We start from the raw sequence: 24673 nt of genomic DNA on the forward strand, positions 1-24673 counted from the left end.
CCCGCGGCGCTACACTGCTGCAGATATGAGTACTCCCTCCCCCACCCAGCAGTCTGCCGAACCGCGCCCGGCCAAGGTGGTCATCGCGCCCGACTCCTTCAAGGGCACCGCCACCGCGCAGCAGGCGGCGCAGTGGCTGGGCGAGGGATTCCGGGAGATCGTCCGGGACGCGGACATCCGGCTCACCCCGATGGCGGACGGCGGCGAGGGCACGTCCGAGCTGTTCGAGGGCGAACGCATCACCCTGCCCACCACCGACGCGGCCGGCCGGCTCACCGAGGCCACCTACACCTTCGACGCGGCGACGTCCACCGCGTTCATCGACATCGCGGCCGCCTCCGGGCTCCCCGCCGTGGCCGATACACCCGTGCCGCTCACCGGCGACACGTACGGCACCGGCGTGCTGATCGCGGACGCGCAGACCCGCGGCGCGACGCGCATCGTGCTCGGGCTCGGCGGCTCCGCCACGGTGGACGGCGGCACCGGCATCCTCGTGGCCCTGGGCGCGAACCCGCTGGATGCGCGCGGCTACCAGCTGCGCCCGGGCGGCGGCGCGCTCAAGGACATCGCGGATTTGGATACGGCCAAGGTGAACATCCCGGCCGGGGCGGTGGATTGGGTGCTGCTTACCGACGTCTCGGCCCCCGCCACCGGCGAGGCCGGCGCCGCGGCCGTGTTCGGCCCGCAGAAGGGCGCGGGCCCGGACGACGTCGAGCTGTTGGAGCAGGGCCTCGCCGCGCTATGCCGCGTCGCCGGGATCGACCCCGCGACCCCGGGCATGGGCGCCGCCGGCGGGGCCGCCATCGGCATCACCTGGCTGTCCACGCTGCTGCACGGTGACGCCTCCCACGTCACCCTGGTACCCGGCGCGCGGGTGGTGGCCGAGTCAAACGGGCTGGCCAAGGCCCTCGAGGGTGCCTCGCTGGTGATCACCGGGGAGGGCCGCTTCGACGAGCAGACCGCCGGCGGCAAGGTCGCAGCCACTGTGCTCGAGCTGGCTAAGGAGGCGGGCGTGGCCGCGGCGGTGGCGGCGGGCTCGTTCGGGGCCCAGCCCGGCGCGGGCACCATTGCCGTGAGCCTGCCGGCCATCGCCGACCCCGCCGAGCAGCTGCGCCGCGCCGGTGCCGAGATCGCCGTCGCCTACCTGAGCACCTCCACAGTCCAGGGGTAGATCGCGGCCTCCTCGAAGCGGTCCTGCTGCTCAAGCAGGACCGGGTCGCGCGGGAGCTCTGCCTTGGGGGTGAGGATGCGAGAGAGCCCCATGGCCAGGCTGTTGTAGCTGGCCGCGCCCTCCGCCTGGATGGCGAAGCGGTGCACCTGGGCGCCGTCCTCGTCCGGGTCGCTCCCCCGGTCTTGCTCGTAGGTGGAGGCGAGTTGGGCGGCAACGGGGGCGTCGACAAGCACAATGCCCTCGCTGCGCGCGCTGCCCGACGCCAACCGCCCGCGCTTGACCAAGATGTCTAGGGCGCGCTGGAACGCAAGCCCGATCTCGGCGGCGGCTGGCGGTGGGCAGAGGACGTCGAAACGAATCGTTGGCATGGGCCCCAAGGCTAGTACGCTCGGCGGCATGCCCTACGCAGCGCATTCCGCTTCCCGCTGGCTCACCACGATGGCGGACGGGACCGTCAAACAGGTCAGCCCGTTCTCCGGCACGCAGGTGTGGACGGTGCCTGGGCGCGGCAACCGGCCACTGTCGCACCACCCCAAGGAGCCCGAACCGCTGGGCGAGAGCGCGCTCACCCACACCTGCAACTTTTGCGAAGCCAAGCAGCTGGCCACCCCGCCAGAGAAGGCGCGGGCGGTGCGCACCGAACGCGGCTGGGAGATCCTGCGCAACCTCCACCCCGACCAGCTGGCGCAGACGCGGGCGGAGTTCCGGCGCGTGCCAAACCTCTTCGAGATCGTCTCCTACGACTACTGGGTGCGAAACTACGGCTACCAGATGCCCGAGGCGCAGCGGGCGCACATGGAGGACTACCTGGCGGACCCGGCCGGGCGGGAGCACGTGTACGACATCGCGCGCACCAGGCTGCGCGCCTCGGGCGCCGGGGAGCCCGAGACCGAGGACGAGCTGTTGGAGGTGGTGCCCGCCTACTTCGGCGGCGGGCACGACGTGATCATCGCGCGCCGCCACTTCATCGACGGCGCTGTGGATGACTCGCAACTGGCCAGCTCCGGCACGCTTACCCCGGACGAGCACGGCGCGTTCATCTCCTTCACCGTGGACGCCCTGCGCGAGCTGCTCGAGGCCAACCCCTACACCCCGTACGTGGTGGTGTTCCAGAACTGGCTCTCCCCCGCCGGCGCGTCCTTCGACCACCTGCACAAGCAGCTGGTGGCCATCGACGAGCGGGGAGTGCAGGCCGACTTGGAGATATCCAAGCTGCGTCGCAACCTGAACCTCTACAACGAGTGGGGCGTGAACTACGCCTCGTACCACAACCTGGTCATCGCGGAGAACGATGAGGCGGTACTGGTGGCTGGCATCGGGCACCGCTACCCCACCGTCAGCGTGTACTCGAAGTCCGCCACCTGCGAGCCGTGGAAGCAGACGGCGGAAGAGGTGCGGGGCTTCTCCGACCTGCTGCACGCCGCCCACGCCGCCACGGGCGCGGACGTGGCTTGCAACGAGGAGTGGCACTACCGCCCGGTGGATTTGGACGTGCCGATGCCGTGGCGGGTAAACGTGAAGTGGCGCCTGTCCACGGTTGCCGGGTTCGAGGGCGGCACGAAGATCTACGTCAACACGCTCTCGCCTTTCGACGTCCGCGACCGGCTGGTGTCCAACCTCTACCGGCTGCGGGGCGAGGGGCGCATCGCCGACGGCATCCGCATCGCGCAGGAGTGCGGCCCGGCGCGCAACGTGCTGAAGTACAACCCGTTGCTGTAGCGGGAGTCGGCTCGGCGGGCGCGCGCGGGATGCCCAGGTACCCTGTGAGGCATGAACAACCCGATGACTCCACCCCCCTTTGACACCACCGTCGGCGGGCACGTGCGCTCGTTCGCCGGCCGGGAGCCGAGCAACGCCACGCCGAAGAAGTTCTGGACGGGCCTGTCCGCCGCGGTCATCGAGCAGATTGCCGATGACTGGGACGCAACCCGGAAGACGTACGCGGCCACCCGCCAGCAGGCGTACTTTTCCGCTGAGTTCCTGCAGGGCCGCGCGCTGCTGAATAACCTCACCAACCTGGGCCTGGTTGAGGAGGCGGAGCGGGTCACGCGCGAGAACGGCCACGAGCTCAGCGACGTCTTGGAGGCGGAGCACGACGCCGCGCTAGGCAACGGCGGTTTGGGCCGCCTAGCCGCGTGCTTCCTGGATTCCGCGGTGACGCAGGATTACCCGGTGACGGGCTACGGCCTGCTCTACCGCTACGGGCTGTTCCGCCAGGAGTTCGCGGACGGGTTCCAGAAGGAGCTCCCGGACGCGTGGAAGGAGAGCTTCTACCCGTTCATCATCCGCCGCGGCACGCAGCAGCGCACGGTGAAGTTCGACGACATGACGGTTCGCGCGGTGCCCTACGACATGCCGATCACCGGGTACGGCACCAAGAACGTGGGCACGCTGCGCCTGTGGGACGCCAAGCCGGTCGACGAATTCGACTACGACGCTTTCAACTCCCAGCGCTTCTCCGACGCGATTCTGGAGCGCGAAGCCGTGCACGACATCACCCGCGTGCTCTACCCCAACGATTCCTCCTACGAGGGCAAGATGCTGCGCGTGCGCCAGCAGTACTTCTTCGTCTCCGCCTCGCTGCAGGAGATGATCGACACCTACATCGAGCACCACGGCGAGGACCTGACCGGCTTCGCCCGCTTCAACTCAATCCAGCTCAACGACACGCACCCGGTGCTGGGCATCCCCGAGCTCATGCGCCTGCTGATGGACGAGCACGGCCTGGGCTGGGACGAGGCCTGGAAGGTCACCACCGAGGCGTTCGCCTACACCAACCACACGGTGCTGCAGGAGGCGCTGGAGACCTGGGAGGTCTCCATCTTCCAGCGCCTGTTCTGGCGCATCTGGCAGATCGTGGAGGAGATTGACCGCCGCTACCGCATCGACATGGAGGCCCGCGGCGTTGACCCGGCAACGGCGCACCACTACTCCCCGGTGCACGACGGCTCGGTGCACATGGCCTGGATTGCCTGCTACGCCGCTTACTCCATCAACGGCGTGGCCGCGCTGCACACAGAGATTCTCAAGCGCGAGACGCTCGCGTTCTGGTATGGCCTCGCCCCGGAGAAGTTCAACAACAAGACCAACGGCGTGACCCCGCGCCGCTGGCTGCGCATGTGCAACCCGCGCCTGTCCGAGCTGTTGGACCGCCTGTCCGGCTCGGACGCGTGGGTGACGGACCTGTCCAAGCTCAAGGAGCTGCGCGCGTACGGCGACGACGCGGACGTGATGCGCGAGCTGCGCGAGATCAAGGCCGCCAACAAACGGGACTTCGCCGAGTGGATCGCCGAGCGCCAGGGCGTCGAGATCGACCCCGAGTCGATCTTCGACACCCAGATCAAGCGCCTGCACGAGTACAAGCGCCAGCTCATGAACGCCCTCTACATCCTGGACCTGTACTTCCGCATCAAGGAGGACGGGGAGCGCGACGTACCGAAGCGCACCTTCATCTTCGGCGCGAAGGCCGCGCCTGGCTACGACATGGCCAAGGGCATCATCAAACTGATCAACACCATCGGGGAGCTGGTCAACAACGATCCCACGGTGTCCGAGTACATCCACGTCGTCTTTGTGGAGAACTACAACGTCTCCCCCGCCGAGCACGTCATCCCCGCCTCGGACGTCTCCGAGCAGATCTCCACCGCGGGCAAGGAGGCGTCAGGCACCTCCAACATGAAGTTCATGATGAACGGCGCGCTCACCCTCGGCACCATGGACGGCGCGAACGTGGAGATCGTGGAGGCCGTGGGCGAGGACAACGCCTACATCTTCGGCGCGCTGGAGGATGAGCTGCCCGAGCTGAAGCGCAACTACAACCCGCACCAGGTGGCGCAGGACACGCCGGGGCTGATGCGCGCCATCGACGCGCTCACCGACGGCACGCTGGATGACCGGGGCACGGGCGCGTTTGCCAACATCAGGGCATCGCTTTTCGACGGCCACGGTGGCTCAGCCCCCGACGTCTACTACGTCATCGGCGACTTTGCGGAGTACCGCGCCACGCGCGACCGCATGGCGCAGGATTACTACCGGGACCCGGAGCACTGGGCCCGCATGTGCTGGGTGAACATCTGCGAATCCGGGCGCTTCTCTTCCGACCGCACCATTCGCGACTACGCGCAGGACGTGTGGAAGATCGAGCCGGCGCCGATCAAGTAGCCGCGCCTGCATGATCCTGCTCGTAGACAATTACGATTCCTACACGTATAACCTGGCCCACCTCATCGCCGAGGCGGCGGGGCGCGAGCCGCTGGTGGTGCCCGCCGGCGAGGCCGCCGGACTGCCGCAGCGCGTGCGCGCGGGCGAGTTCAGCCACGTGGTCATCTCCCCCGGCCCCGGCACCCCCGAGCGGGAGGAGGATTTCGGCGCATCCCGGCGCGTGATCGAGGCCGCGGCACAGGCGGAGGTGCCCCTGCTGGGCGTATGCCTGGGCCACCAGGGGCTGGCCATGCTCGCAGGGGCCGAGGTCACGCGCGCGCCCGAGCCGCGCCACGGCTTCGTCTCCACGCTGACGCACTCCGGCGAGGGCATCTTCGCGGGCGTGCCGCAGGGCTGCAAGGTGGTTCGCTACCACTCACTGCACGTCGGCGAGGTGCCCGGGTGCACCGTGCACGCGCGCAGCGAGGACGGCGTGGTGCAAGCGCTGAAGGTGAACGGACTGCCCCACTGGGGCGTGCAGTTCCACCCGGAGTCGGTGCTCACCGAGCACGGCGCGACCATGATGCGCAACTTCCTCGGGGGTTATCGCCTCGTCCGGCGCGAGGTGGCGGGCCCGCTCGATTGCCAGCGGGTGTTCCAGGGCTTGCGCGCCGAGGGCGGCGGGCGCGACGCCTTCTTCCTGGACTCCGCGGATCCGCGCGGGCGCTTCTCCATCTTGGGCGACACCGCCGGGGAGCTCAGCCGCAGCTACCGCTACCGGCTGGGGGACACCCCGGACATCTTCGACACCCTCGAACGCGAGCTGGCCGCGCGGGTGGCGGACGCGCCGGACCTGCCGTTCACGGGCGGGGTTGTGGGCTCCCTGGGCTACGAGTGCGCCGAGCTCCCCCTGCCGGTGCGGTTGTCGCCCCGCTCGCCGTATCCGGACGCCTACTTCGTGCGCCCGCAGTCCTTCATCGTCTACGACCACGCCTCGCAGACGGCGCACCTGTGCTGCCTGCAGCACGCGCACAGCCCAGGGACTCGCGAGAGCGACGCCCTGCTGGACCGGCTCGAGCGGGTGGTGCAGGCGGCGGAAGCGGCGGGCCGTCTCGTTTCCACAACTGACGCTGCCGGCTAGGGAACGCGGGGTCGGTTGTGGGGGATGTGCAGTACGGATTTGAAAAGATCGAATACGGGTCGCAAGAGGTTCATAGACGGGTTATACATCACTGTTTTGGTGTGCGGCACGCGGCAGGATCACGGTGCGGATGGATACGGCTGCGGAGGGGGCGTCGATAAGCAATGGCTCCTGGCGCAGCGAGCGATACCTCGAGCGCATCGAGCGGGCGCAGGAACTGCTGCGCGCGGGCGAGAGCTACGAGGTGTGCCTGACGGACACGTACACAGCGCGGGCCGAGGGCGAGCTCTACCCAGCGCTGCGCGCCCACAACCCAGCGCCGTACGCCGCGCACCTGGTGTTCGACGGCGTGGAGGTGGCCAGCGCCTCGCCCGAGCGCTTCCTCACCGTGCGCGGGCGCGCGGTGGAGACGAAGCCGATCAAGGGCACGCTCGCGGCGGGCGAGGACCCGGCGCGGCCCGCCGCGGACCCGAAGACGCGCGCCGAGAACCTCATGATCGTGGACCTTTTGCGCAACGACCTCTCGCGCGGGTGCGAGCCCGGCAGCGTGCGCGTGCCGAAGCTCATGGCCGTGGAGAGCTACGCCACGGTGCACCAGCTGGTCTCCACTATCACTGGCCGGCTGCGCACGGGCGTGGGCGCGGTGGACGCCGTGCGCGCCGCGTTCCCGCCCGGGTCCATGACGGGGGCGCCGAAGGTGCGCACCTGCGAGATCATCGACCTGCTCGAGACCGGGCCGCGCGGGGTGTACTCGGGCGCGCTCGGTTACTTCGGCTTCGACGGGCAGGCTGACCTCTCCGTGGTCATCCGCGCCGCGGTGCGCTCGGGTGCCGGCGAGGTGACCGTCGGCGCGGGCGGCGCGATCGTCCTGGACTCCGACCCCGCGGCCGAGCTGGCCGAGCGGGACCTGAAGGCCAGCTCCGTGCTGGGGGCCTGGGATGCGTAGCTACGCCTGGCACGGCGGGTTCGTCCCCCGCGACTTCCCCGGCGCGCCGCTCGAGGTCGCTGACTCGTGGCGGCACTCGCACGGCCGCGCCAACGGCCTGGACCTGCACCTCGCCCGCTTCGAGGCCGCGGCCGGCCCGCTGCCGGCGGGCTTCGTCGACGCCATGCTCCCGCTGATCGCCGAGGGGGAGCTCTTCCCCCGCATTGCGCAAAGCGGGGGGCTTTTGCTTCTCGACGTCCGGGTGTGCGGGCGGGCGCACCTCGGCGACGCGCCCCCCCCAGCCCCCTACCCGCTAAGGCTCGCGGGCGGCGCAAGATGTGAATAAGGGCCGCCCGCCCCCCCTCCCCGCGCGCCGGCGACCCCCGCACACGCCCCGAGGTGAAGGGGCCAGACTTCGGCGCCCTGCGCGCCTTCCGCACCCGCCACCAGCTCGCGGGCACCGACGACACGGTGATTGTGGACTCCACCGGCGCGATGCTGGAGACCACCACCGGCGCGCTCGCCGCCTGGGACGGCGCGGCGCTTATGGTGCCGGACGGTGTGTGGCTGCCGAGCGTGACCCTGCGCCAGGTCGCCCGCCGCGCGCGGGAGGCGGGGGCGCGCGTCGAGCGGCGCCGCTTCACGCCCGAGTTCGCGGCCTCGCACCCCCTGTGGTTCCTGAACTCCCTACACGGCATCAGCCCCGTCACCGAGCTGCGCGCGGCTGGTGGGGTGACCGTGCGCCCGCCCGCACACCCGGACGTCGCCGAGTGGCAGTCCTGGTGGTGGGGCGGGTTTGCCTAGACCGCGCGGGAGCGCAGCGCGGCGCCGGTGGCGGTGTCGCCCTGCGCCACCTCGGCCGGGGTGCCGTCGGCGATGATACGCCCGCCGTGCGCGCCCGCGCCCGGCCCCATCTCGATGACCCGGTCCGCCTGGGCCAGCACGGACAGGTCGTGCTCCACCACGATGACGGTCTGGCCCGCGTCGACCAGGCTGTTGAGCTCGGTGACGAGGAGCGCCACGTCCGCCGGGTGGAGGCCGGTGGTGGGCTCGTCGAGCAGGTAGACGGTGTGGCCGCGGCGGGAGTTGCGGGAGCGCTGCAGCTCCGTGGCCAGCTTGATGCGCTGCGCCTCACCGCCGGAGAGCTCCGGCGCGCCCTGGCCCAGGCGCAGGTAGCCCAGGCCAACCGCCTGTAGCGTCTCCACCGCGCGCAGCACCCGAGGTTCCTCGGCGAACACCTCGGCCGCCTCGTCCACGGTGAGCCCCAGCACGTCCGCGATGGTGCGGCCGTTCCAGGTCACCTCGAGGGTCTCGTCGTTGTAGCGCGCGCCGCCGCAATCCGGGCACGTGGTGTAGGAGCCGGGGAGGAAGACCAGCTCCACCTCGATCTGTCCGGCGCCCCCGCAGGTGGGGCACTGACCCTGCTTGACGTTGTACGAGAAGCGCGAGGCGGTCCAGCGGCGGCGCTTCGCCTCGTCGGTGGCGGCGAAGAGCTTGCGCACGTCGTCGAAGAGCCCGGTGTAGGTGGCCAACGTCGAGCGCGGGGTGCGCCCGATCGGCTTCTGGGTGATCTGCACCATGCGGCTCACCTGGTCGAGGCCGTCGGCGGAGGCGACGGACCAGCGTTCCTCCTGGCCGAACTCCAGCTCGTCCTCCTCATCGTCGGCGGCCGCGGCCTGGCGCAGCACGCCGGCCAGCACCGTGCTGACCAGGGTGGACTTGCCGGAGCCGGACACACCCGCCACCGCGGTGAACTGGCCCAGGCCGAAGCTCACGTCCAGGTCCTCGATGCTGCGCGCGTTGGTGGCGTGCAGGGTGAGGGATGCGGTGGCGGCGCGGGGGGCGTCGAGAAGCGAAAGCCCCCTATTCGCGAGCGCGCGGGCGGTCGGGGTATCGGCGTCGTACTCGCCCACCGGGCCCGAATACACCACGCGGCCGCCGAGCTCGCCGGCGAGCGGGCCGACATCCACCAGCCAGTCCGCCTGCGCCACGAGGTCCATGTCGTGCTCCACTAGGAGCACGGAATTGCCGGCGTCGATGAAGCGACGGCAGGTCTCAAGCACCGCCTCGCGCTCGGTGGGGTGCAGGCCGGCGGACGGCTCGTCCAGCACGTACGCCACCCCGAAGAGGCCGGAGCGCAACTGGGATGCCAGCCGGATGCGCTGCAGCTCGCCGGCGGAGAGGGTCTGCGCCGGGCGGTCCAGGCTCAGGTGGCCCAGGCCGAGGTCGAGGGCGGATTGCAGCGCCGGCACGATTTGGCGAAGCAGCAGGTGCTCCGCGGAATTCTCCGGCGCGGTGCGCTCACCCAAAATTTCCGCCACCCGCTCCAGCGGCAGCGCGCCCAGCTCGTCGATGGCCAGGCCCGCGTACGTGACCTCGAGCGCGAGCGGGTTCAGGCGGCGGCCGCCGCACGTCTCGCACACCCGCGACTCCATGAAGGACAGGGTGCGCTTGCGCAGGGGCTCGGACTGCGTCTCCGCCAGCGTCTTGGTCAGGTAACTGGCCACCGAGCGCCACGTGCCCTGGTAGTTGCGCTGGATCTGATCCGCGCCGCGGTGCGGCTTCACCGTCACCACCGGGCGCTCGTCGGTGAACAGGATCCACTCCCGGTCCCGCTCCGGCAGGTCCTGCCACGGCGAATCCAGGTCAAAGCCCAGCTCGGCCAGGATGTCGTGGAAATTCTTGCCCGCCCAAGCACCGGGCCACGCCGCGATCGCGCCCTCCTCGATGGATTTGGTGGGGTCCGGCACCATCGAGCGCTCCGTGGGCTCGTGCACCACGCCCGTGCCCTGGCACGTGGGGCACATGCCCTCGGGGGTGTTCGGCGAGAATGAGTCCGAGTACAGGCCGTGCGGGTTGTCGCCGGCGCGGGAGTAGAGCAAGCGGACGCTGTTGGACAGCGCCGAGATAGTCCCCACGGTGGAGCGCGCCCCACCCCCGGAGGTGGACTGCTGCAGCGCCACCGTGGGCGGCAGGCCCTCCACCTGGCTCACCTGCGGGTCTACCGCCGAGCCGATAAGCCGGCGGGCGAACGGGGCGACGGACTCGAAGTAGCGGCGCTGCCCCTCGCCGTGGATCGTGCCGAATGCGAGGGAGGACTTCCCCGAGCCCGACACGCCGGTGACGGCGACGAGCGCGCCACGGGGGATGTCCACGTCCACGTTGCGCAGGTTGTGCAGGTGGGCGTCTCGAATCTGAATGGCTGGGAAATCAGGCATGGCACCCAACCTACCCACGCGGGGCACTACAGCGGGTTGCGCGTGTCCTCGCCGAGCTGGTGCACGTGGATGGTGTTCGTGGTGCCCGTAACCCCCGGCGGAATGCCCGCGACCACCACCATCGTGTCGCCCTCCTTGTACTCGTCGATCGCCAGCAGGATGTCATCCACCGTTCTCAGCATGTCGTCGGTGTTGTGCACGTCCGCGCACAGGAACGTCTCCACGCCCCACGTCACCGCGAGCTGGGAGCGCACCTGCTGCACCGGGGTGAAAACCAGAAGCGGCAGCTCCGGGTGCAGGCGCGCCACGCGGCGGGCGGTGTCGCCTGAGGTGGTGAAGGTGACCAGCGCCTTCGCGTTGAGGCGCTGGGCAATGTCGTTGGCGGAGTAGGACACCACGCCCCGCTTGGTGCGCGGGATGTGGTTCAGCGGCGGCACGCTGCCCATGCTCTCGGCGGAGCGGACGATGCGGCTCATGGTGCGGACCACGTTGCGCGGGTTCACGCCCACCGAGGTCTCGCCGGAGAGCATCACCGCGTCTGCGCCGTCCAGCACCGCATTCGCCACGTCGGAGGCCTCGGCGCGGGTCGGGCGGGAGTTCTCGATCATGGAGTCGAGCATTTGCGTGGCGACGATCACCGGCTTCGCGTTCTCCCGCGCGATCTGGATCACGCGCTTCTGCACCAGCGGCACCTGCTCCAGCGGGATCTCCACACCGAGGTCGCCGCGGGCCACCATCACCGCGTCGAAGGCCAAGATGATGGACTCGAGTGCGTCCACCGCCTCGGGCTTCTCCAGCTTGGCAATCACGGGCACGCGCCGGCCAACCTCGTCCATGATCTCGTGGACCAGATCCACATCCGACGGCGAACGGACGAAGGACAGGGCAATCATGTCCACGCCGAGGCGCAGTGCGAAACGGAGGTCCTCCTTGTCCTTCTCGCTCAGCGCCGGCACGGAAATATCCATGCCGGGCAGGGACACGCCCTTGTTGTTGGAGACGGGGCCGCCCTCGGTGACCTCGCAGACCACGTCGTTGCCGTCCACCTCGCGGCAGATCAAGCCCACCTTGCCATCGTCCACCAGCAGGCGGTCCCCCGGCTTCGCGTCCTGCGCCAAATTCTTGTAGGTGGTGGAAACGCGGTCGTGCGTGCCCTCCACGTCATCCACGGTGATGCGGACGATCTCGCCCGTCTCCCACACCGTCTTGCCGTCGCCCTCGAAGCGGCCGAGGCGGATCTTGGGCCCCTGCAAGTCCGCCAGGATGCCCACCGCGTGGCCGGACTCGTCCGTGGCCTCGCGCACCCAGCGGTAGTTCTGCTCATGGTCGGGGTAATCGCCGTGCGAGAAGTTCAGGCGGGCCACATCCATGCCTTCGCGAACGAGCCCCAAGATAGCGTCCTTGCTCGCCACAGCCGGGCCGAGCGTGCATACGATCTTCGTTCTTCTATTCACGCCGCCCACCTTACTCAGATTTGCCCTCAGCGCTCGGCGGCGGAAGTGGCGCTCAGCGGCCCGTTCGGGTCAACTTCCTGCGGCGTTTCGCGCGGGCCGCGGGTACGCAGGAACATGGCCACGGCCACGATGAACAGGATGCCCGAGACCCAGGTGTTCACCCGCAGGCCCAGGATGAGAGTGGCCTCGTCCGCGCGCATCAACTCGATGAAGAAGCGCCCGAAGGTGTAGCCAGCCACGTAGAGCCACAGCACCCGGCCGCGGCCCAGCCGAAAGCGGCGGTCCGCCCAGATCAAAAGCGCGAAGACGGCCACGTTCCACACGAGCTCGTAGAGGAAGGTGGGGTGCACGCTGGCGATGACCTCCCCGGTAGAGCGGCCCGTCAGCGGCGCGTAGCGGCCCGCCTCGTCGACGCGCTGGTAGATATCCAGCGCCCACGGCACGTCGGTGGGTGCGCCGTAGAGCTCCTGGTTAAACCAGTTGCCTAGCCGGCCGATGCCCTGAGCGAGGATGACGCCGGGCGCCAGCGCGTCGGCAAGCGGCGCAAACGGGAGCCCTTTGTGGCGCATCAAGGCCCACACCGCGAGCGCGCCGAGCGCCACCGCCCCCCAGATGCCCAGGCCGCCGGCGCTGATGTTGAACGCCTGCCACGGGTTCTTGCCCTCGCCGAAATACTTCTGGTGGTCCGTAATCACGTGGTAGAGGCGGCCGCCGATAATGCCGGCCGGGATCGCCACAATCGCCGCGTCCCACACCGTGTCCGGGTCGCCGCCGCGCGCCTCGTAGCGGCGCACGCCGATCCACATGGCCACCACGATGCCAACCATGATGCACAGCGCGTAGGCGCGGATGGGCACCGGCCCGATGTGCCACACGCCCTGCGGCGGCGAGGGGATATTAGCCAGGATCATCGTTTCCACGCCACACAGTATGCCCGACCCTCCCCGCGGTCCCGGCCCGCGCCCTTCAGCGGCGCGACGGGCAGGCCGGGTGCTGCCCCGCAGCGGCCAGCGCCCGGGTGGCGGCGCGTACGTTGTCGCCGCTCATGATGGCTTCCGCGGCGAGCACCGCGTCCGCGCCGCACGCGGCGGCGTCGATCAGATCGCGCGGGGTCTGCACGCCGCCGAGGCTGATCTTGATCACCTCACTGGGCAGCCCGGGCGCGATCTCGGCGAACGCGCCGCGGTGCAGGTCGTTGGTGTCGAAGGTCCAGGAGTTCACGGCGATCACGCTCGCCCCCACCTTCAGTGCCCGGTCCGCCTCCTCCGGGGTGCGCACCTCGGCCATCACCACCATGCCCAGGGATTCGGCGCGGTCCAGCAGCGCGCTCAGCCGCGCCTCCTCCAGGATTCCCACCTGCAGCGGCACCATGTCCGCGCCGTAGCAGCGGGCCTCGTGGATCTGGTACGGGTCCACGATCACGTCGCGGCACACCATCGGCAGCTCAACCGCCTCCCGCGCCAGCCGCATGTCCTGCAGCGAGCCGTCGAACCGCAACCGCTCGGTTTGGCAGGCGATCAGGTGCGCGCCGCCCTCCTCGATCGCCCGGGCCACGTCCGCAATATCCCCCCTCGCAACGCCCGTGGGCCCAAACACGGGCGAACTGAGTTTGATTTCGGCGATCACCCCGCAGCCGCCGCGCAAAAGCGCCGCCCGCGCGTCGCGCGTCGGGGGCATGGCGCGCGAGCGCGCCTTGATTTCCCGGAAGGAAACGGCGGCTTCGCGCTTGGCCACGTCCCGCAGCACGCCGGCAACCACGGCGCTTGCGGTGTCGGGGTCGGCGTTCGGGGCGAGCATCTCCACCTCCCTCTTCCAGGGTATGCACTCCCCACGTTAGCTGGCGCCGCAGCCGATCCCGAAATTAGGGAGCTTGTTGCTTGCCAGAGCCCCCCGGCCCCTGCTCAGTCGGATCAATATCCGCGTCGAGGGCGTCCCACATCACGCGGCCCGAATCCGGCCGCGCCTGGATGTCCTCCTCGAGGCGGGCGCGGCGCACTGCCTCTTTTTCGTACTTGTTCTGCTTCGGCGCGTCCCGGCCAGGGCGCACCAGCACAACCACCCCGCCCACGGCCGCCAGGGCGCAGCCCGCCACAGACAGGGCGGGGCCCAGCGCGCTCACCGAGGCCTGGGTGATCTCGGCCCACTCGGAGATGCCGCTGGAGGCCGGCCCGGTCTGCGCGGCGTCGGACCCCGCGGTGAGCAGGGCGTGCACGCGGCCGGTGTCCGCGCCGCTTGCCAGCAGCAACGCCGGCGGGATGGCGGCCCCACAAGCGCCGAGCGCGGCGATGGCGGAGGAGGCGCGGCGAAGGGGGCGTCGAAAAGCAAAAGCTCCGATCGCGGCCACAAACAGCAGGAGGGCAACCGCCGTGGTTTCCGTAGACCACTCCGCGCCGCGGATCGCGGCAGACCCGCCGCCGGCGAGGGGGTCCGCGTACTGCGCCGTGACCCACGTGCCGCGCGAAAACGCGCCGAGCAGCACCGCGCCGGCACCGATCAGTGCCGCACCCGGCCGGCTGAGGCCCTTATCCACCTGCATCTCCCTTCCCGCCATGCGCTACAACAACACGTCCGCGTCGAAGCAGGTGCGGTCCCCGGTGTGACACGCGCCGCCCGTCTGGGTGACCTGGATAAGCAGCGTGTCCCCGTCGCAGTCCAGCGCCACCGACTCCACGTGCTGCACGTTTCCGGAGGTCGCGCCCTTAACCCAGTACTCGCCGCGCGAGCGCGAGTAGTACGTGCCGCGGCGGGTGGCCAGGGTATGCGCGAGGGCGTGCTCGTCCATCCACGCCATCATCAGCACCTCGCCGGTGCCCGCCGCCTGCACCACCGCCGGCACGAGGCCGCGCTCGTTCGGCTTCAGCCGCGCGGCGATTGCCGGGTCCAGCTCGTAGTCCGCGGGGTTGGTCTGCTGTGCCATCTAGCGCACCTCGTATCCCGCGCGCCGCAGCTGCGCCTTCGCCTCCGCGATGGACACCTCGCCGAAGTGGAAAATGGACGCGGCCAGCACCGCGTCGGCGCCCGCCTCCACCGCCGGCGGGAAGTCCTCCGCCCGGCCGGCGCCGCCGGAGGCGATCACCGGGATCGACACCGCCTCGCGCACGCGGCGGATGAGCTCCAGGTCGAAGCCCTCCTTGGTGCCGTCCCCGTCCATGGAATTGAGCAGGATCTCGCCCACGCCGAGGCGCTCGCCGGTGCGCGCCCACTCCACGGCGTCGATGCCCGCCGAGCGGGTGCCGCCGTGCGTGGTCACCTCGAAGCCCGATGGCTGGGCCGTACCGCCCTCAGGCACCCGGCGCGCGTCGACAGAGAGCACGATGCACTGCGCCCCGAACTGGGAGCTCAGCTCCCGCAGCAGTTCCGGGCGGGCGATGGCTGCGGTGTTCACGCTCACCTTGTCCGCGCCGGCGCGCAGCAGCTCGCGCACGTCCTCAGTGGAGCGCACGCCGCCGCCCACGGTGAGGGGGATGAACACCTGCTCCGCGGTGCGGCGCACCACCTCGAGCATGGTGCCGCGGCCCTGCTTCGAGGCGGTGACGTCGAGGAAGGTCAGCTCGTCCGCGCCGGCCTCGCCGTAGCGCTTCGCCAGCTCCACCGGGTCCCCGGCGTCGCGCAGGTTGGCAAAGTTCACGCCCTTGACCACCCGCCCGTTGTCCACGTCGAGACAGGGGATGATCCTCACTGCTACTGCCATCGTGCTCCTTGCGTGCTGTCGCGCTGAACGCGGTTCATCGTATCCGCAACACTACGGTGCGCCGCCTGCGCTCCCGCGATCACTCCCACCGAGCCGAGCTCCCAGTGCTTCCCGGCCGCGTCGGTCACCTCGGCGCCAGCGCTGCGGGCGAGCAGGACACCTGCGGCGTTGTCCCACACGTGGGGCGAGAAGCTCACCGAGGCCCGGTAGATGCCCAGCGCCGCAAACGCAAGGTCCACGCCCACAGAGCCGGAGATGCGGGGCCGCAACCCGGTTTCCGCCAGCTGGCCAATCAGGGCGAGGCGCACGGGGGCCGGGAACTGCTGCCTGTCATCGGAGCCCACCGAGCCCACGCCCACCTGCGCGGCCGCGGACCGGTTCGCCTCGCTCAGCGGGGGCAGGGCCTCTCCGTTCAGCCGCAGGGGGCCACCGGCCTCGGCCGCTATCCGCATCCCCAGCAGCGGGATATCGGTCACCGCCACCGCCGGCTGGCCGCCCAGGATCAGGGACACCAGGATGGCGCAGTTGGGGTTGCCGGAGGAGTAGTTCGACGTGCCGTCAATGGGGTCCACCACCCAGCAGGCGTCGGGGTTGAGCCGGCCGCCGTGTTCCTCGCCGTACACGTCGATCCCGGTGGATGCGGCGAGCCGCTCACGAAGCAACGCCTCGATCTGCAGGTCCGCCTGGGTGGCAAAGTCACCCTTATCCTTTGCCAGGGCGGGCGCGGCCCCAAGGTGGGAGACGAAGATGCCGCGCGCCTCATCCACCGCTGCCTCGGCTACCGCCGCGTAGCGCGCGAGCTCGGCGCCGCGGCCGCCCATGTGCCCCGTCAACTCCCGCGCGATTCCTACTCGGCCCCGGGCGCGCCGGCAACGCCCGCCCCGCCAGCGGCATCCCCTGCGGCCTCCCCTGCTGCCTCCACGGCGGCGAGGGCCTCGGCCAGGGTGAAGCGCTGCTCGTAGAGCGCCTTGCCAATGATGGCTGCGTCGATGCCCTCGTGCTCGAGGCGGGCCAGTGCCACCACGTCGTCCACGCTGGAGATGCCGCCGGAGGCGGTGACAGCCGCGTCGGTGGCCGCCGAGACGTCGCGCAGCAGCTGGACGTTCGGCCCGGCAAGGGTGCCGTCCTTGCTCACGTCGGTGACCACCAGGCGGGCGCACCCGGCGGCGTCGAAACGCTCGAGCACCTCCCAAAGATCCCCCGCGTCCGCGGTCCAGCCCTCGGACTTTGCGCGCCACTGACCGTCCTCCACCCGCGCGGCCAGGTCAATGGCCACCTTGTCGCCGTAGCGCTCGATCACCCGCTGCGCCCACGCCGGGTCCCGCAGCGCGGCGGTGCCGATGTTGACGCGCCGCGCGCCCGTGGCCAACGCGCGCTCAAGCGAAGCGTCGTCCCGGATGCCGCCGGCGAGTTCGACCGCGATGTCGAGCGTGCCCACGATCTCGGCCATCTGCTCGTGGTTGGAGCCGCGGCCGAACGCCGCGTCGAGGTCCACGAAGTGGAGCCACTGCGCCCCTTGCTCTTGCCACCGCAGCGCCGCCTCGAGCGGCGAGCCGTACTCCTTCTCGGTGCCGGCGGCACCCTGGTCCAGGCGCACCGCCTGGCCGTTGACCACATCGACGGCGGGCAGCAGTGTGAAACTCATGCGGCTCATGGTAGCTGCTCGCCCGCGAGCCCTGCTAGCTCAGCGTGCGTACCCAATTTTCCAGCAGTGCCAGCCCGGCGTCCCCGGATTTCTCCGGGTGGAACTGGGTGGCCCACAGCGGCCCGTTCTCCACCGCCGCCACAAACCGGCTCGGCCCGTGCTGGGCCCACGTCACCTTCGGGTACGCGATGTACTCGTCGCGCTCCAGCGGGAACTCCCTCGCCGCGTACGAGTGCACGAAGTAGAACCGCGTGTCCGGCGCGAGCCCGGCGAACATCTCGCTGCCCTGCGCCACCTCCACGGTGTTCCAGCCCATGTGGGGCAAAACGGGGGCTTCGAGCTTGTCGACGCTCCCGGGCCACTCCCCCAACCCCGCAGCATCAACCCCGTGCTCCACACCGCGCTCGAAGAGCACCTGCATACCCACACAGATGCCGAGCACCGGCCGGGATCCGGCCAGCCGCTGGCCCACGATCCGCGCGCCCGACACGGCGTTGAGGCCGCGCATGCAGGCCGCGAATGCGCCCACCCCCGGGACAAGCAGCCCGTCGGCCTCGATGGCGGTGGACGGGTCCGCGGTGACCTCGACTCGCGCGCCCACATGCTCGAGGGCGCGCTGGGCGGAACGGATGTTGCCGGCGCCGTAGTCTAAAAGCGCCACGGACGGTTGCTCACTCATGGGCAGCCAGTGTAGCTACTCGCGGGGCTGCTGGGCGGTGCGGTAGCGCCGCGGCGCCTGCACCGACTTCAGGCGCGCGGCCAGGTTCCCCACCTCCACCACCCGGTGGCGGCCGAGGCGGCGGTCAAGCAGCGTGACCGCCAGGCCGAGGACGATGACGCCGCTGGCGATGCCGAACATCGGGGCGAAGGCCATGGTGGTCAGCAGCATGCCGTAGAAGGTGGAGCCGAGCCCGGTGCCGCCGTCGAAGGCGATGTTCCAGATGGCGGAGGCCTGCGAGGACTTCGATCGCGGCAGGCGGTAGAACATCATGGTCAGCGACTCGTTCTGCGTCGCTCCGAACCCGGCGCCGTAGAACGCGGCGGCGATGAACATGGTCCACACTGGCAGCTGCATGACGAGGATGACGGCCATCATGAGCACGCCGGTTGCCGCGGCGATCTGGAACGGGATGAGCACGGTGCCGGGCTCGCCCTTGCGGTCCATGACGCGGCCGGCGAAGTAGCGGGCAACCATGGCGGCGAAGTTGAGCACGCCGAGCAGCAGGCCCCCGAGCGCGGCGCCGCGCGCGGGGTCGAGGTCGCGCATCGCGGCGGGCAGGAAGCTGGTGATGGCGCCGTAGGCCGTGGTGATGAACATCAGGGCCAGCGCCGGCACCAGCACGAGGTGCCACGTGGGCACGCGCACCGCACCCGCCGCGGCGGGTTCCTCCTCGGGCGCGGGGATGGCCGGGATGAGCAACGCGGCGAACAGGGAGATCAGGGCGACGGTGGCGCCGATCGCGTACACGCCGTTGTACCCCACCACGGAAACGAGGCCGAGGCCGAGCGGCAGGGCGACCATCTGCGCCGCGCCCACCACCAAGCCCAGCGCGCCGGTGGCGCTGCCGAGCAGCCGCAGCGGGACGAGCTCGGCGATGATCGCGGCCTCCGCCACCGACAGCGCGCCGAAGCCGACGCCGCGCACCGCGCTGATGGTGAGCAGGATCCCCGGCTCCATCCCCAGCATGTAGCCGAAGGCGGGCGCCCCCAGCAGCAGGGAGGACGCCACCATCACGGCCCGGTACCCCGCCGTCCGCAGCAGCCAGGGCGTGACCACCTGGGTTAGCACGGTTGCCAGCATGAACACGCCGGTGCTCGCGCCCGCCAGGGTCTCGGGCAGGCCGGCGTCAATCACCGCGGTGGGAACCACGGGCAGGAGGAACGACCACGCTCCGAACGCCGAACCCACCGCGATGAGCACGGGGATAAGGCCGCGGGCGCGCCACACGCTGGGCAGCGAGTCAACTTCCGCTCGGGTCAGTAGCGCGCGCGATCGCGCGATCCTGCCAGCCACGAAACGGACCTTCCTTTCCGGCGCTTAGAGCGCGCCTTTCGTCGATGGGATGCCCCGCATGCCGGGGTCGATGCTCACAGCCTCGCGCAGCGCGCGGGCCACCGCCTTGTACTCGGCCTCCGTGATGTGGTGCGGGTCCCGCCCGTAGCGCACGTTCACGTGCAGGGTGATGCGGGCGTTGTAGGCCAGCGTCTCAAAAAAGTGCCGGTTGATCACCGTGGCGTAGTGGCCGCCGATGTTCTGCCACTGCATGTGTTCCGGCTCGCCGTGCATGACAAAGTACGGCCGCCCGGAGATGTCGGCCACCGCCTCCACCAGCGCCTCATCCATCGGCATCGCCATGGAGCCGAAGCGGCGGATGCCGGCCTTATCCCCCACCGCGTCCGCCAGCGCCCAACCCAGCGTGATCGCGGTGTCCTCCACCGTGTGGTGCGCGTCGATCTCGATGTCGCCCGTGGCCTTCACCGTCAGGTCGAACGCCCCGTGCGTGCCGAAGGCGTTGAGCATGTGGTCGAAAAACGGCAGCCCAGTGAACACGTCCACCTTGCCGCTGCCGTCGAGGTTGAGCTTGACCTCGATGTCAGACTCGCTGGTGGTGCGGTGCGCGGCACCGATTCTCTCAGCCATGAAAAACCTCCTTGGCGGCCTGCAGGAAGGCATCGTTCTCGTGGTCAAGCCCGATGGTGACGCGCAGCCGGCCGGCCACGCCCACGTCGCGGATCAGCACGCCGCGGTCCAGGAACTCCTGCCAGGCGGCGTGCGCGTCGTCGAACTGCCCGAAGAACAGGAAGTTCGACTCGCTCGGCACGACATCGTAGCCGATGGCGCCAAGCTCCGCCTGGACGCGGTCGCGCTCGCGGGCCAGCTTTTCCACGGTGGCCAGGGTCTCGTCGGCGTGGCGCAGCGCCACGATCGCGGCGGCCTGGGAGAGCACCGAGAGGTGGTACGGCAGGCGCACCAGCATGACCGCCTCGATGAAGGCCGGGTGCGCCACGAAGTAGCCCAGGCGCCCGCCGGCGAAGTCGAAGGCCTTGCTCATGGTGCGCGAGACCACCAGCTTCGCCGGGTAGCGGTCCAACAGCGTCGCCGCGGAGGCGGACGGGGAGAATTCGGCGTACGCCTCGTCCACGATCACGATGCCCGGCGCCGCGGCCGCGATACGCTCGATGTCGCCGAGCGCGGTGACATCCCCCGTCGGGTTGTTGGGTGAGGTGACAAAGACGATGTCGGGCTGGTGCTCACGGATGGCCTCCAGCGCCGCGTCCACGTCGATGCGGAAGTCCGCCCCGCGGGGCACGGCGATGAACTCTGTCTGCGTGCCGGCGGCGAGGATCGGGTGCATGGAGTAGCTCGGCGTGAAGCCCATGGCGCTACGGCCCGGACCGCCGAAGGCCTGCAGCAGCTGCTGCAGCACCTCGTTGGAGCCGTTGGCCGCCCACACGTTCTCGCGGGTGACGGCCACCCCGGTCTGGCGCGAGACGTAGGCCGCGAGCGCGTCGCGCAGCGCGGTCGCGTCGCGCTCCGGGTAGCGGTTGAGGCCGCTGGCCACTTTGGCGGTGTGCTCCACCAGATCGTCGATAAGCAACTGCGACGGCGGGTACGGGTTCTCGTTGGTGTTCAGCGCCACTGGGACCTCGAGCTGCGGCGCGCCGTACGCGCTCTTGCCGCGCAGTTCGGTGCGCAGCGGCAGGTCGGCAAGGGTGATTGCTGTTGTCATTCCTGCTCCATTCGCACCGCGATGGCCTCGCCGTGCGCCGGCAGTTGCTCCTCGGCGGCGAGGGTGATGATGTCTTGGCCGATCTCGCCCAGCGCCTCGCGGCTGTACTCGATGAGGTTCACCGGTTTGAGAAAGGTGTGGGTGGACAGGCCCGCGTTGAACCGCGCGGTGCCGGACGTGGGCAACACGTGGTTGGAGCCGGCGGCGTAATCCCCCAGCGGCACCGGGGTGTGAGGGCCGATAAAGATCGCGCCGGCGTTGGTGATGCGCGCGGCGACCTCCCGCGGGTTGCGCGTGTGGATCTCGAGGTGCTCCGCGGCGTACGCGTTCGCGGCCGCGACCGCGGCGTCTAGGTCGCTGACCAGCACGATGCCGGATTGTTCCCCGCCCAGCGCGGACGCGGCCCGCTCGGCATTCAGGGTGTGCGCAGCATGCTTGCCGACGCTTACTTGCACCCGCTCCGCCAACTCCTCCGAATCGGTGATCAGCACGCTGGCCGCGTTCTCGTCGTGCTCGGCCTGGGAGATCATGTCCAGGGCGACCAGGCGCGCGTCCGCGGTCTCGTCGGCCAGCACCGCAATCTCGCTGGGGCCGGCCTCGGCGTCGATGCCCACGACGCCGTTGACCACGCGTTTCGCCGCCGCGACGAACACGTTGCCGGGCCCGGTGACCATGTCCACCGGCTCGAGGCCGCGCGCGTCGTCGCCGTAGGCCATGAGCGCCACCGCCTGGGCGCCGCCCACGGACCACACCTCGTCCACGCCCAGCAGGGCGCACGCGGCGAGAATGGTGGGGTGCGGCCAGCCGCCGTACTCCGCCTGCGGGGGCGAGCAGACCACCATGGACTGCGCCCCGGCTTCCTGCGCGGGGATGACGTTCATCAACACGCTGGAGGGGTAGACGGCCTTGCCGCCGGGCACGTAGAGGCCCACGCGGGCAACCGGCACGAAGGTCTCGGTCACCGTCGCCCCGTCCGCCAGCGTGGTGGTGTGCGGCTCGGGCTTCTGCGCGGCGTGGACGGCGCGGATGCGGCCGATGGCCGTGTGCAGGGCCTCGCGGACCGCGCCGTCGAGCCCGCGCTCCGCCTCCTCGATCACCTCGCGCGGCACCAGAACCGACTCCGGGCGGACGCCGTCGAACCGCTCGCCGTAGCCCAGGGCCGCCTCGGCACCGCCCTCGCGCACCGCCTCCACGATCGGGGCGACGGCCGGCAGCACGGCATTGACGTCCGTGCCGCCGCGCGGGAGCAGTCTGCGCAACTCGGAGGTGGTGGGGGTTGTCCCCCGCAGATCGGTGACGCGCAGCATGGTGCCTCCCAGCGCATAGAGTGAGTTAGCTAACTCACCCGATACTAGTGGCCCTCCCCCACACGCATGACTCGGCTAACCCAGTAGAGCAAGGACGCGGTAAACGGCGCGACCAAAAGCACCACCCCGGGCGCCACGCTCGGGGCAACCGTAAACGGCCCGCTCTCCCCCGCCGCACCGTGCTCCCCGTGCCCCCCAGTCTCTTATACCCACCTGACGCTGCCGACGACCCTACGCGCCGCCCCCACCCCGCACGCGCGTGCGGTCCCGGCCGTAATCATCACACTGATCACACACGTCCAGCTCCCTCCAGCACTCGCCAAGACTGGCGCCCCCCCCCCGCCGCACCGTGCTCCCCGTGCCCCCCGTGCCCCGGGATGGGGTGCAACATCCGCGCAGCGATGTCCCCGCAGGCGTACGCGGTCAGCGCCGCGGCCGCGGCCGCGAGCAGGAGCCACCATAGCTGCGCCAGCCCGCTGCGGGTAGATCCCACCCGCTCCTGCCGCAGCGCGATGGCGGCCAGCAGCACGCCGATCACCGCGGTGATCACGGCGAACCACCCTAGGGCCGCGAACTCGACGTTGTTCCCGCTCGCCGCCTGATCCACCACCGCCGCGCCGTCATGCAGGCGCACCGTGTAGGCCGGTCGAACCAGCGCCCAGACCACGCCGCCCGCGAGCGCCAGCAGGAGCGCCGCCGCAAGCAAACCGGCCCCCTCGCCGATCTCCCGCGGGATGCGGGGGCGGTGCGGGGGCTCGACTCGCGTGGGCTGGTTGGTCATATCCGCTAGTCGGTGCAGACCTTCCAACGGCCGTCTTCCTTGGCAAACAGCTGCACCTGGGAGGCCGGGCCACTCGGGGTGTTCGAGGTCACGGTGGCGGAGGCGCGGTTGCCGTCCACGCGGACGTCGGACAGGCTCACCTCGGTCTTGGGAATCTCGATGCCCTCACCCTGCTGCTGCATGATCTGCTCGACCATGTCCAGGGTGAGGCCCTGGCTCTCAAACTGCTTCATTGCCGGCTCGCGCACGGCGGCGCAGGAGTTGTCCAGGATCGTGCGGGTCCAGGTGGCGAAGGAGTCCGGGTTGGTGATGGCCCGCACCGTCTCCTCCATCTGGCGGCGGTCGGCCTCGGAGCCCTCCTTGCCGCCCGAGATCGGCTCGTAGGTGGGTACCTGCAGGTCACCCTCCGCGAACGGGTTGACCAGGGAGGGAATAGCGGCCGGGTCACCATTGCCGCCCTGGGGCTCGCCCGGGTTGTCGCCCTTGTTCTTTGCCTTGCTTGTCGACGCAGCCCCCGAGCCGTCAGCGGGCTTCGAAGCGTCCGCCTCGCCGCCCTCGCCGCCATTTTGGGCCGCAGGCTCGGCGGGGTTGGTCGCCCCGCCCGGCGCGGTCGCCGCGGTGGAAAGCCCCCCGGACTGCGTCTCCTCCTCGGAGCCGCACGCGCTCACGGTGAGCGCCATCGCGCACACGGACAGTGCCGCTGCGGCCGTCCGCATCGGGGTGTTCGAAAGCCTCACTAGATCTTCTCCTCAGTTTTGGCAGTAGTTGCGGCGGGGCCGTGACCGAGAGTGTAACAACGCCCCACTGGCAGCCGCGTGCCCCCCCCTTGACAATTGTCTGCCTAGTTTCTGTGAGCTCGCGGACAGGCAGAGCTGGCCCGGGCGCCGCCCGCGGTGGCCTAGAGTGTGCAGGCATGCAGCTGTCCCGGGATTCCATCACCGACACGGCGTTGGCAATCCTCGCCGAGTTCGGCTTGGCCGACGTCTCCATGCGCCGCATCGCCTCGAACCTCGGTGTGGCCCCCGGAGCGTTGTACTGGCACGTGGAGAGCAAGCAGGAGCTCGTGGCGTGGATGGCGGAGGCGATCGTGGCCCCCCTCTTGGCTGCACCGCCAGCCGACCCCGCGCAGCTGAGCGAGCGCCTCAGGGAGTGCGTGCTGGCGGTGCGCGACGGCGCCGAGATCGTGGTAGCCGCGATCTCGCAGCCGCATTCCGGGGTGGGCGCGGGGCTGGACAGGGCATTCCAGTCGGCGGTGGCGGCGGCGGCTCCAAAGGGGGCGTCGACAAGCGATCTGCGCGCGGCGGCACGCGGGCTCCTCCACCTCACGCTCGGCGGCACCGCGGTGCAGCAATCCGGCGCGCAGCTCGCCGCCGCCACCGGCGAGGGTGGGCCGGTAGACGCGGACGAGCTCGCGGCCGACCACTCGCGCGCCGTGACGCTCCTGCTCAGCGGGCTCGAGTGAGCCACAC

General features: G+C 70.4%; 23 protein-coding genes and 1 pseudogene. 7 read left to right on the top strand and 17 right to left on the bottom strand.

The genetic code is table 11. The features are described 5' to 3' along the window. The first annotated feature begins 25 nt into the window (after positions 1-25). Positions 26-1171: a glycerate kinase gene (locus BN4252_RS04050; protein WP_066526160.1), complete on the top strand. Its 1146-nt coding sequence runs from the start codon at positions 26-28 to the stop codon at positions 1169-1171. Here BN4252_RS04050 and BN4252_RS04055 read toward each other — a convergent pair. After that, a complete protein-coding gene (locus BN4252_RS04055; protein WP_066526648.1) occupies positions 1141-1539 on the bottom strand; it encodes a hypothetical protein in 399 nt (132 codons plus the stop codon). The genes BN4252_RS04050 and BN4252_RS04055 overlap by 31 nt on opposite strands. 28 nt (positions 1540-1567) lie before the next feature. Here BN4252_RS04055 and BN4252_RS04060 point away from each other — a divergent pair, with 28 nt between their 5' ends. The 5 genes and pseudogenes from BN4252_RS04060 (at position 1568) to BN4252_RS11415 (ending at position 8181) form a co-directional block, all read left to right on the top strand. After that, a complete protein-coding gene (locus tag BN4252_RS04060) occupies positions 1568-2890 on the top strand; it encodes a DUF4921 family protein (protein WP_230208564.1) in 1323 nt (440 codons plus the stop codon). Between the two features lie 51 nt (positions 2891-2941). Next, the gene (locus BN4252_RS04065) at positions 2942-5332 is read left to right on the top strand and encodes a glycogen/starch/alpha-glucan phosphorylase (RefSeq protein ID WP_066526161.1); all 2391 of its coding nucleotides are present in this window, start codon (positions 2942-2944) and stop codon (positions 5330-5332) included. 10 nt (positions 5333-5342) lie between these two features. Next, a pseudogene (locus tag BN4252_RS11630) lies at positions 5343-7398 on the top strand (chorismate-binding protein). Then, positions 7391-7723 carry a hypothetical protein gene (locus BN4252_RS11410; protein WP_230208565.1) on the top strand — a complete coding sequence of 111 codons (333 nt, stop codon included), beginning with the start codon at positions 7391-7393 and terminating at the stop codon, positions 7721-7723. Before BN4252_RS11630 ends, BN4252_RS11410 begins: the two are co-directional and overlap by 8 nt. 53 nt (positions 7724-7776) lie before the next feature. Then, the gene (locus tag BN4252_RS11415) at positions 7777-8181 is read left to right on the top strand and encodes an aminotransferase class IV (RefSeq protein WP_230208566.1); all 405 of its coding nucleotides are present in this window, start codon (positions 7777-7779) and stop codon (positions 8179-8181) included. On the opposite strand, the gene BN4252_RS04085 is transcribed toward BN4252_RS11415, so the two are convergent. From BN4252_RS04085 to BN4252_RS04160, 16 genes are all read right to left on the bottom strand, one after another. Next, positions 8178-10595 (bottom strand): excinuclease ABC subunit UvrA, encoded by a 2418-nt coding sequence (locus BN4252_RS04085; protein ID WP_066526164.1) that lies wholly within the window; start codon positions 10593-10595, stop codon positions 8178-8180. The genes BN4252_RS11415 and BN4252_RS04085 overlap by 4 nt on opposite strands. A 26-nt stretch (positions 10596-10621) precedes the next feature. Continuing rightward, positions 10622-12049, bottom strand: coding sequence for a pyruvate kinase (gene pyk, locus BN4252_RS04090; protein WP_078056757.1), 1428 nt, complete (start codon positions 12047-12049; stop codon positions 10622-10624). 26 nt (positions 12050-12075) lie between these two features. Then, a complete protein-coding gene (gene lgt, locus BN4252_RS04095) occupies positions 12076-12969 on the bottom strand; it encodes a prolipoprotein diacylglyceryl transferase (protein ID WP_066526170.1) in 894 nt (297 codons plus the stop codon). Positions 12970-13015: 46 nt separating this feature from the next. Then, the gene (locus BN4252_RS04100; RefSeq protein ID WP_066526172.1) at positions 13016-13846 is read right to left on the bottom strand and encodes an indole-3-glycerol phosphate synthase TrpC; all 831 of its coding nucleotides are present in this window, start codon (positions 13844-13846) and stop codon (positions 13016-13018) included. 64 nt (positions 13847-13910) lie between these two features. Next, complete coding sequence (locus BN4252_RS04105; protein ID WP_066526179.1) at positions 13911-14600, bottom strand: TIGR02234 family membrane protein; 690 nt, start codon at positions 14598-14600, stop codon at positions 13911-13913. Positions 14601-14603: 3 nt separating this feature from the next. Continuing rightward, complete coding sequence (gene hisI / locus BN4252_RS04110; protein WP_066526182.1) at positions 14604-14966, bottom strand: phosphoribosyl-AMP cyclohydrolase; 363 nt, start codon at positions 14964-14966, stop codon at positions 14604-14606. Next, entirely contained in the window at positions 14967-15740 is a 774-nt protein-coding gene (gene hisF / locus BN4252_RS04115) for an imidazole glycerol phosphate synthase subunit HisF (RefSeq protein WP_066526195.1), read from the bottom strand. It abuts the gene before it with no gap. After that, positions 15731-16561, bottom strand: coding sequence for an inositol monophosphatase family protein (locus BN4252_RS04120; protein WP_066526198.1), 831 nt, complete (start codon positions 16559-16561; stop codon positions 15731-15733). The genes hisF and BN4252_RS04120 overlap by 10 nt, the downstream gene beginning before the upstream one ends. A gap of 26 nt (positions 16562-16587) precedes the next feature. Beyond that, a complete protein-coding gene (priA, locus tag BN4252_RS04125) occupies positions 16588-17385 on the bottom strand; it encodes a bifunctional 1-(5-phosphoribosyl)-5-((5-phosphoribosylamino)methylideneamino)imidazole-4-carboxamide isomerase/phosphoribosylanthranilate isomerase PriA (protein ID WP_066526203.1) in 798 nt (265 codons plus the stop codon). Positions 17386-17419: 34 nt separating this feature from the next. Continuing rightward, positions 17420-18064, bottom strand: coding sequence for an imidazole glycerol phosphate synthase subunit HisH (hisH, locus tag BN4252_RS04130; protein ID WP_066526206.1), 645 nt, complete (start codon positions 18062-18064; stop codon positions 17420-17422). 15 nt (positions 18065-18079) lie between these two features. Beyond that, on the bottom strand, positions 18080-19399 hold the full coding sequence (locus tag BN4252_RS04135; RefSeq protein WP_230208567.1) for an MFS transporter: 1320 nt from the start codon (positions 19397-19399) through the stop codon (positions 18080-18082). Positions 19400-19423: 24 nt separating this feature from the next. Further along, positions 19424-20026, bottom strand: a complete 603-nt coding sequence (hisB, locus tag BN4252_RS04140; RefSeq protein WP_066526210.1) for an imidazoleglycerol-phosphate dehydratase HisB — start codon at positions 20024-20026, stop codon at positions 19424-19426. Beyond that, complete coding sequence (locus tag BN4252_RS04145; protein WP_066526218.1) at positions 20019-21116, bottom strand: histidinol-phosphate transaminase; 1098 nt, start codon at positions 21114-21116, stop codon at positions 20019-20021. Before BN4252_RS04145 ends, hisB begins: the two co-directional genes overlap by 8 nt. After that, the gene (gene hisD / locus BN4252_RS04150) at positions 21113-22423 is read right to left on the bottom strand and encodes a histidinol dehydrogenase (protein ID WP_066526220.1); all 1311 of its coding nucleotides are present in this window, start codon (positions 22421-22423) and stop codon (positions 21113-21115) included. The genes BN4252_RS04145 and hisD overlap by 4 nt, the downstream gene beginning before the upstream one ends. Before the next feature lie 289 nt (positions 22424-22712). Then, on the bottom strand, positions 22713-23204 hold the full coding sequence (locus BN4252_RS04155) for a hypothetical protein (protein ID WP_066526223.1): 492 nt from the start codon (positions 23202-23204) through the stop codon (positions 22713-22715). Positions 23205-23209: 5 nt separating this feature from the next. Further along, the gene (locus tag BN4252_RS04160) at positions 23210-23941 is read right to left on the bottom strand and encodes a hypothetical protein (protein WP_143341162.1); all 732 of its coding nucleotides are present in this window, start codon (positions 23939-23941) and stop codon (positions 23210-23212) included. Between the two features lie 176 nt (positions 23942-24117). Here BN4252_RS04160 and BN4252_RS04165 point away from each other — a divergent pair, with 176 nt between their 5' ends. Continuing rightward, positions 24118-24666, top strand: coding sequence for a TetR/AcrR family transcriptional regulator (locus tag BN4252_RS04165; protein ID WP_066526229.1), 549 nt, complete (start codon positions 24118-24120; stop codon positions 24664-24666). Positions 24667-24673 lie beyond the last annotated feature (7 nt).

Source organism: Corynebacterium bouchesdurhonense, assembly GCF_900078305.2.
GTDB classification, from domain to species: domain Bacteria; phylum Actinomycetota; class Actinomycetes; order Mycobacteriales; family Mycobacteriaceae; genus Corynebacterium; species Corynebacterium bouchesdurhonense.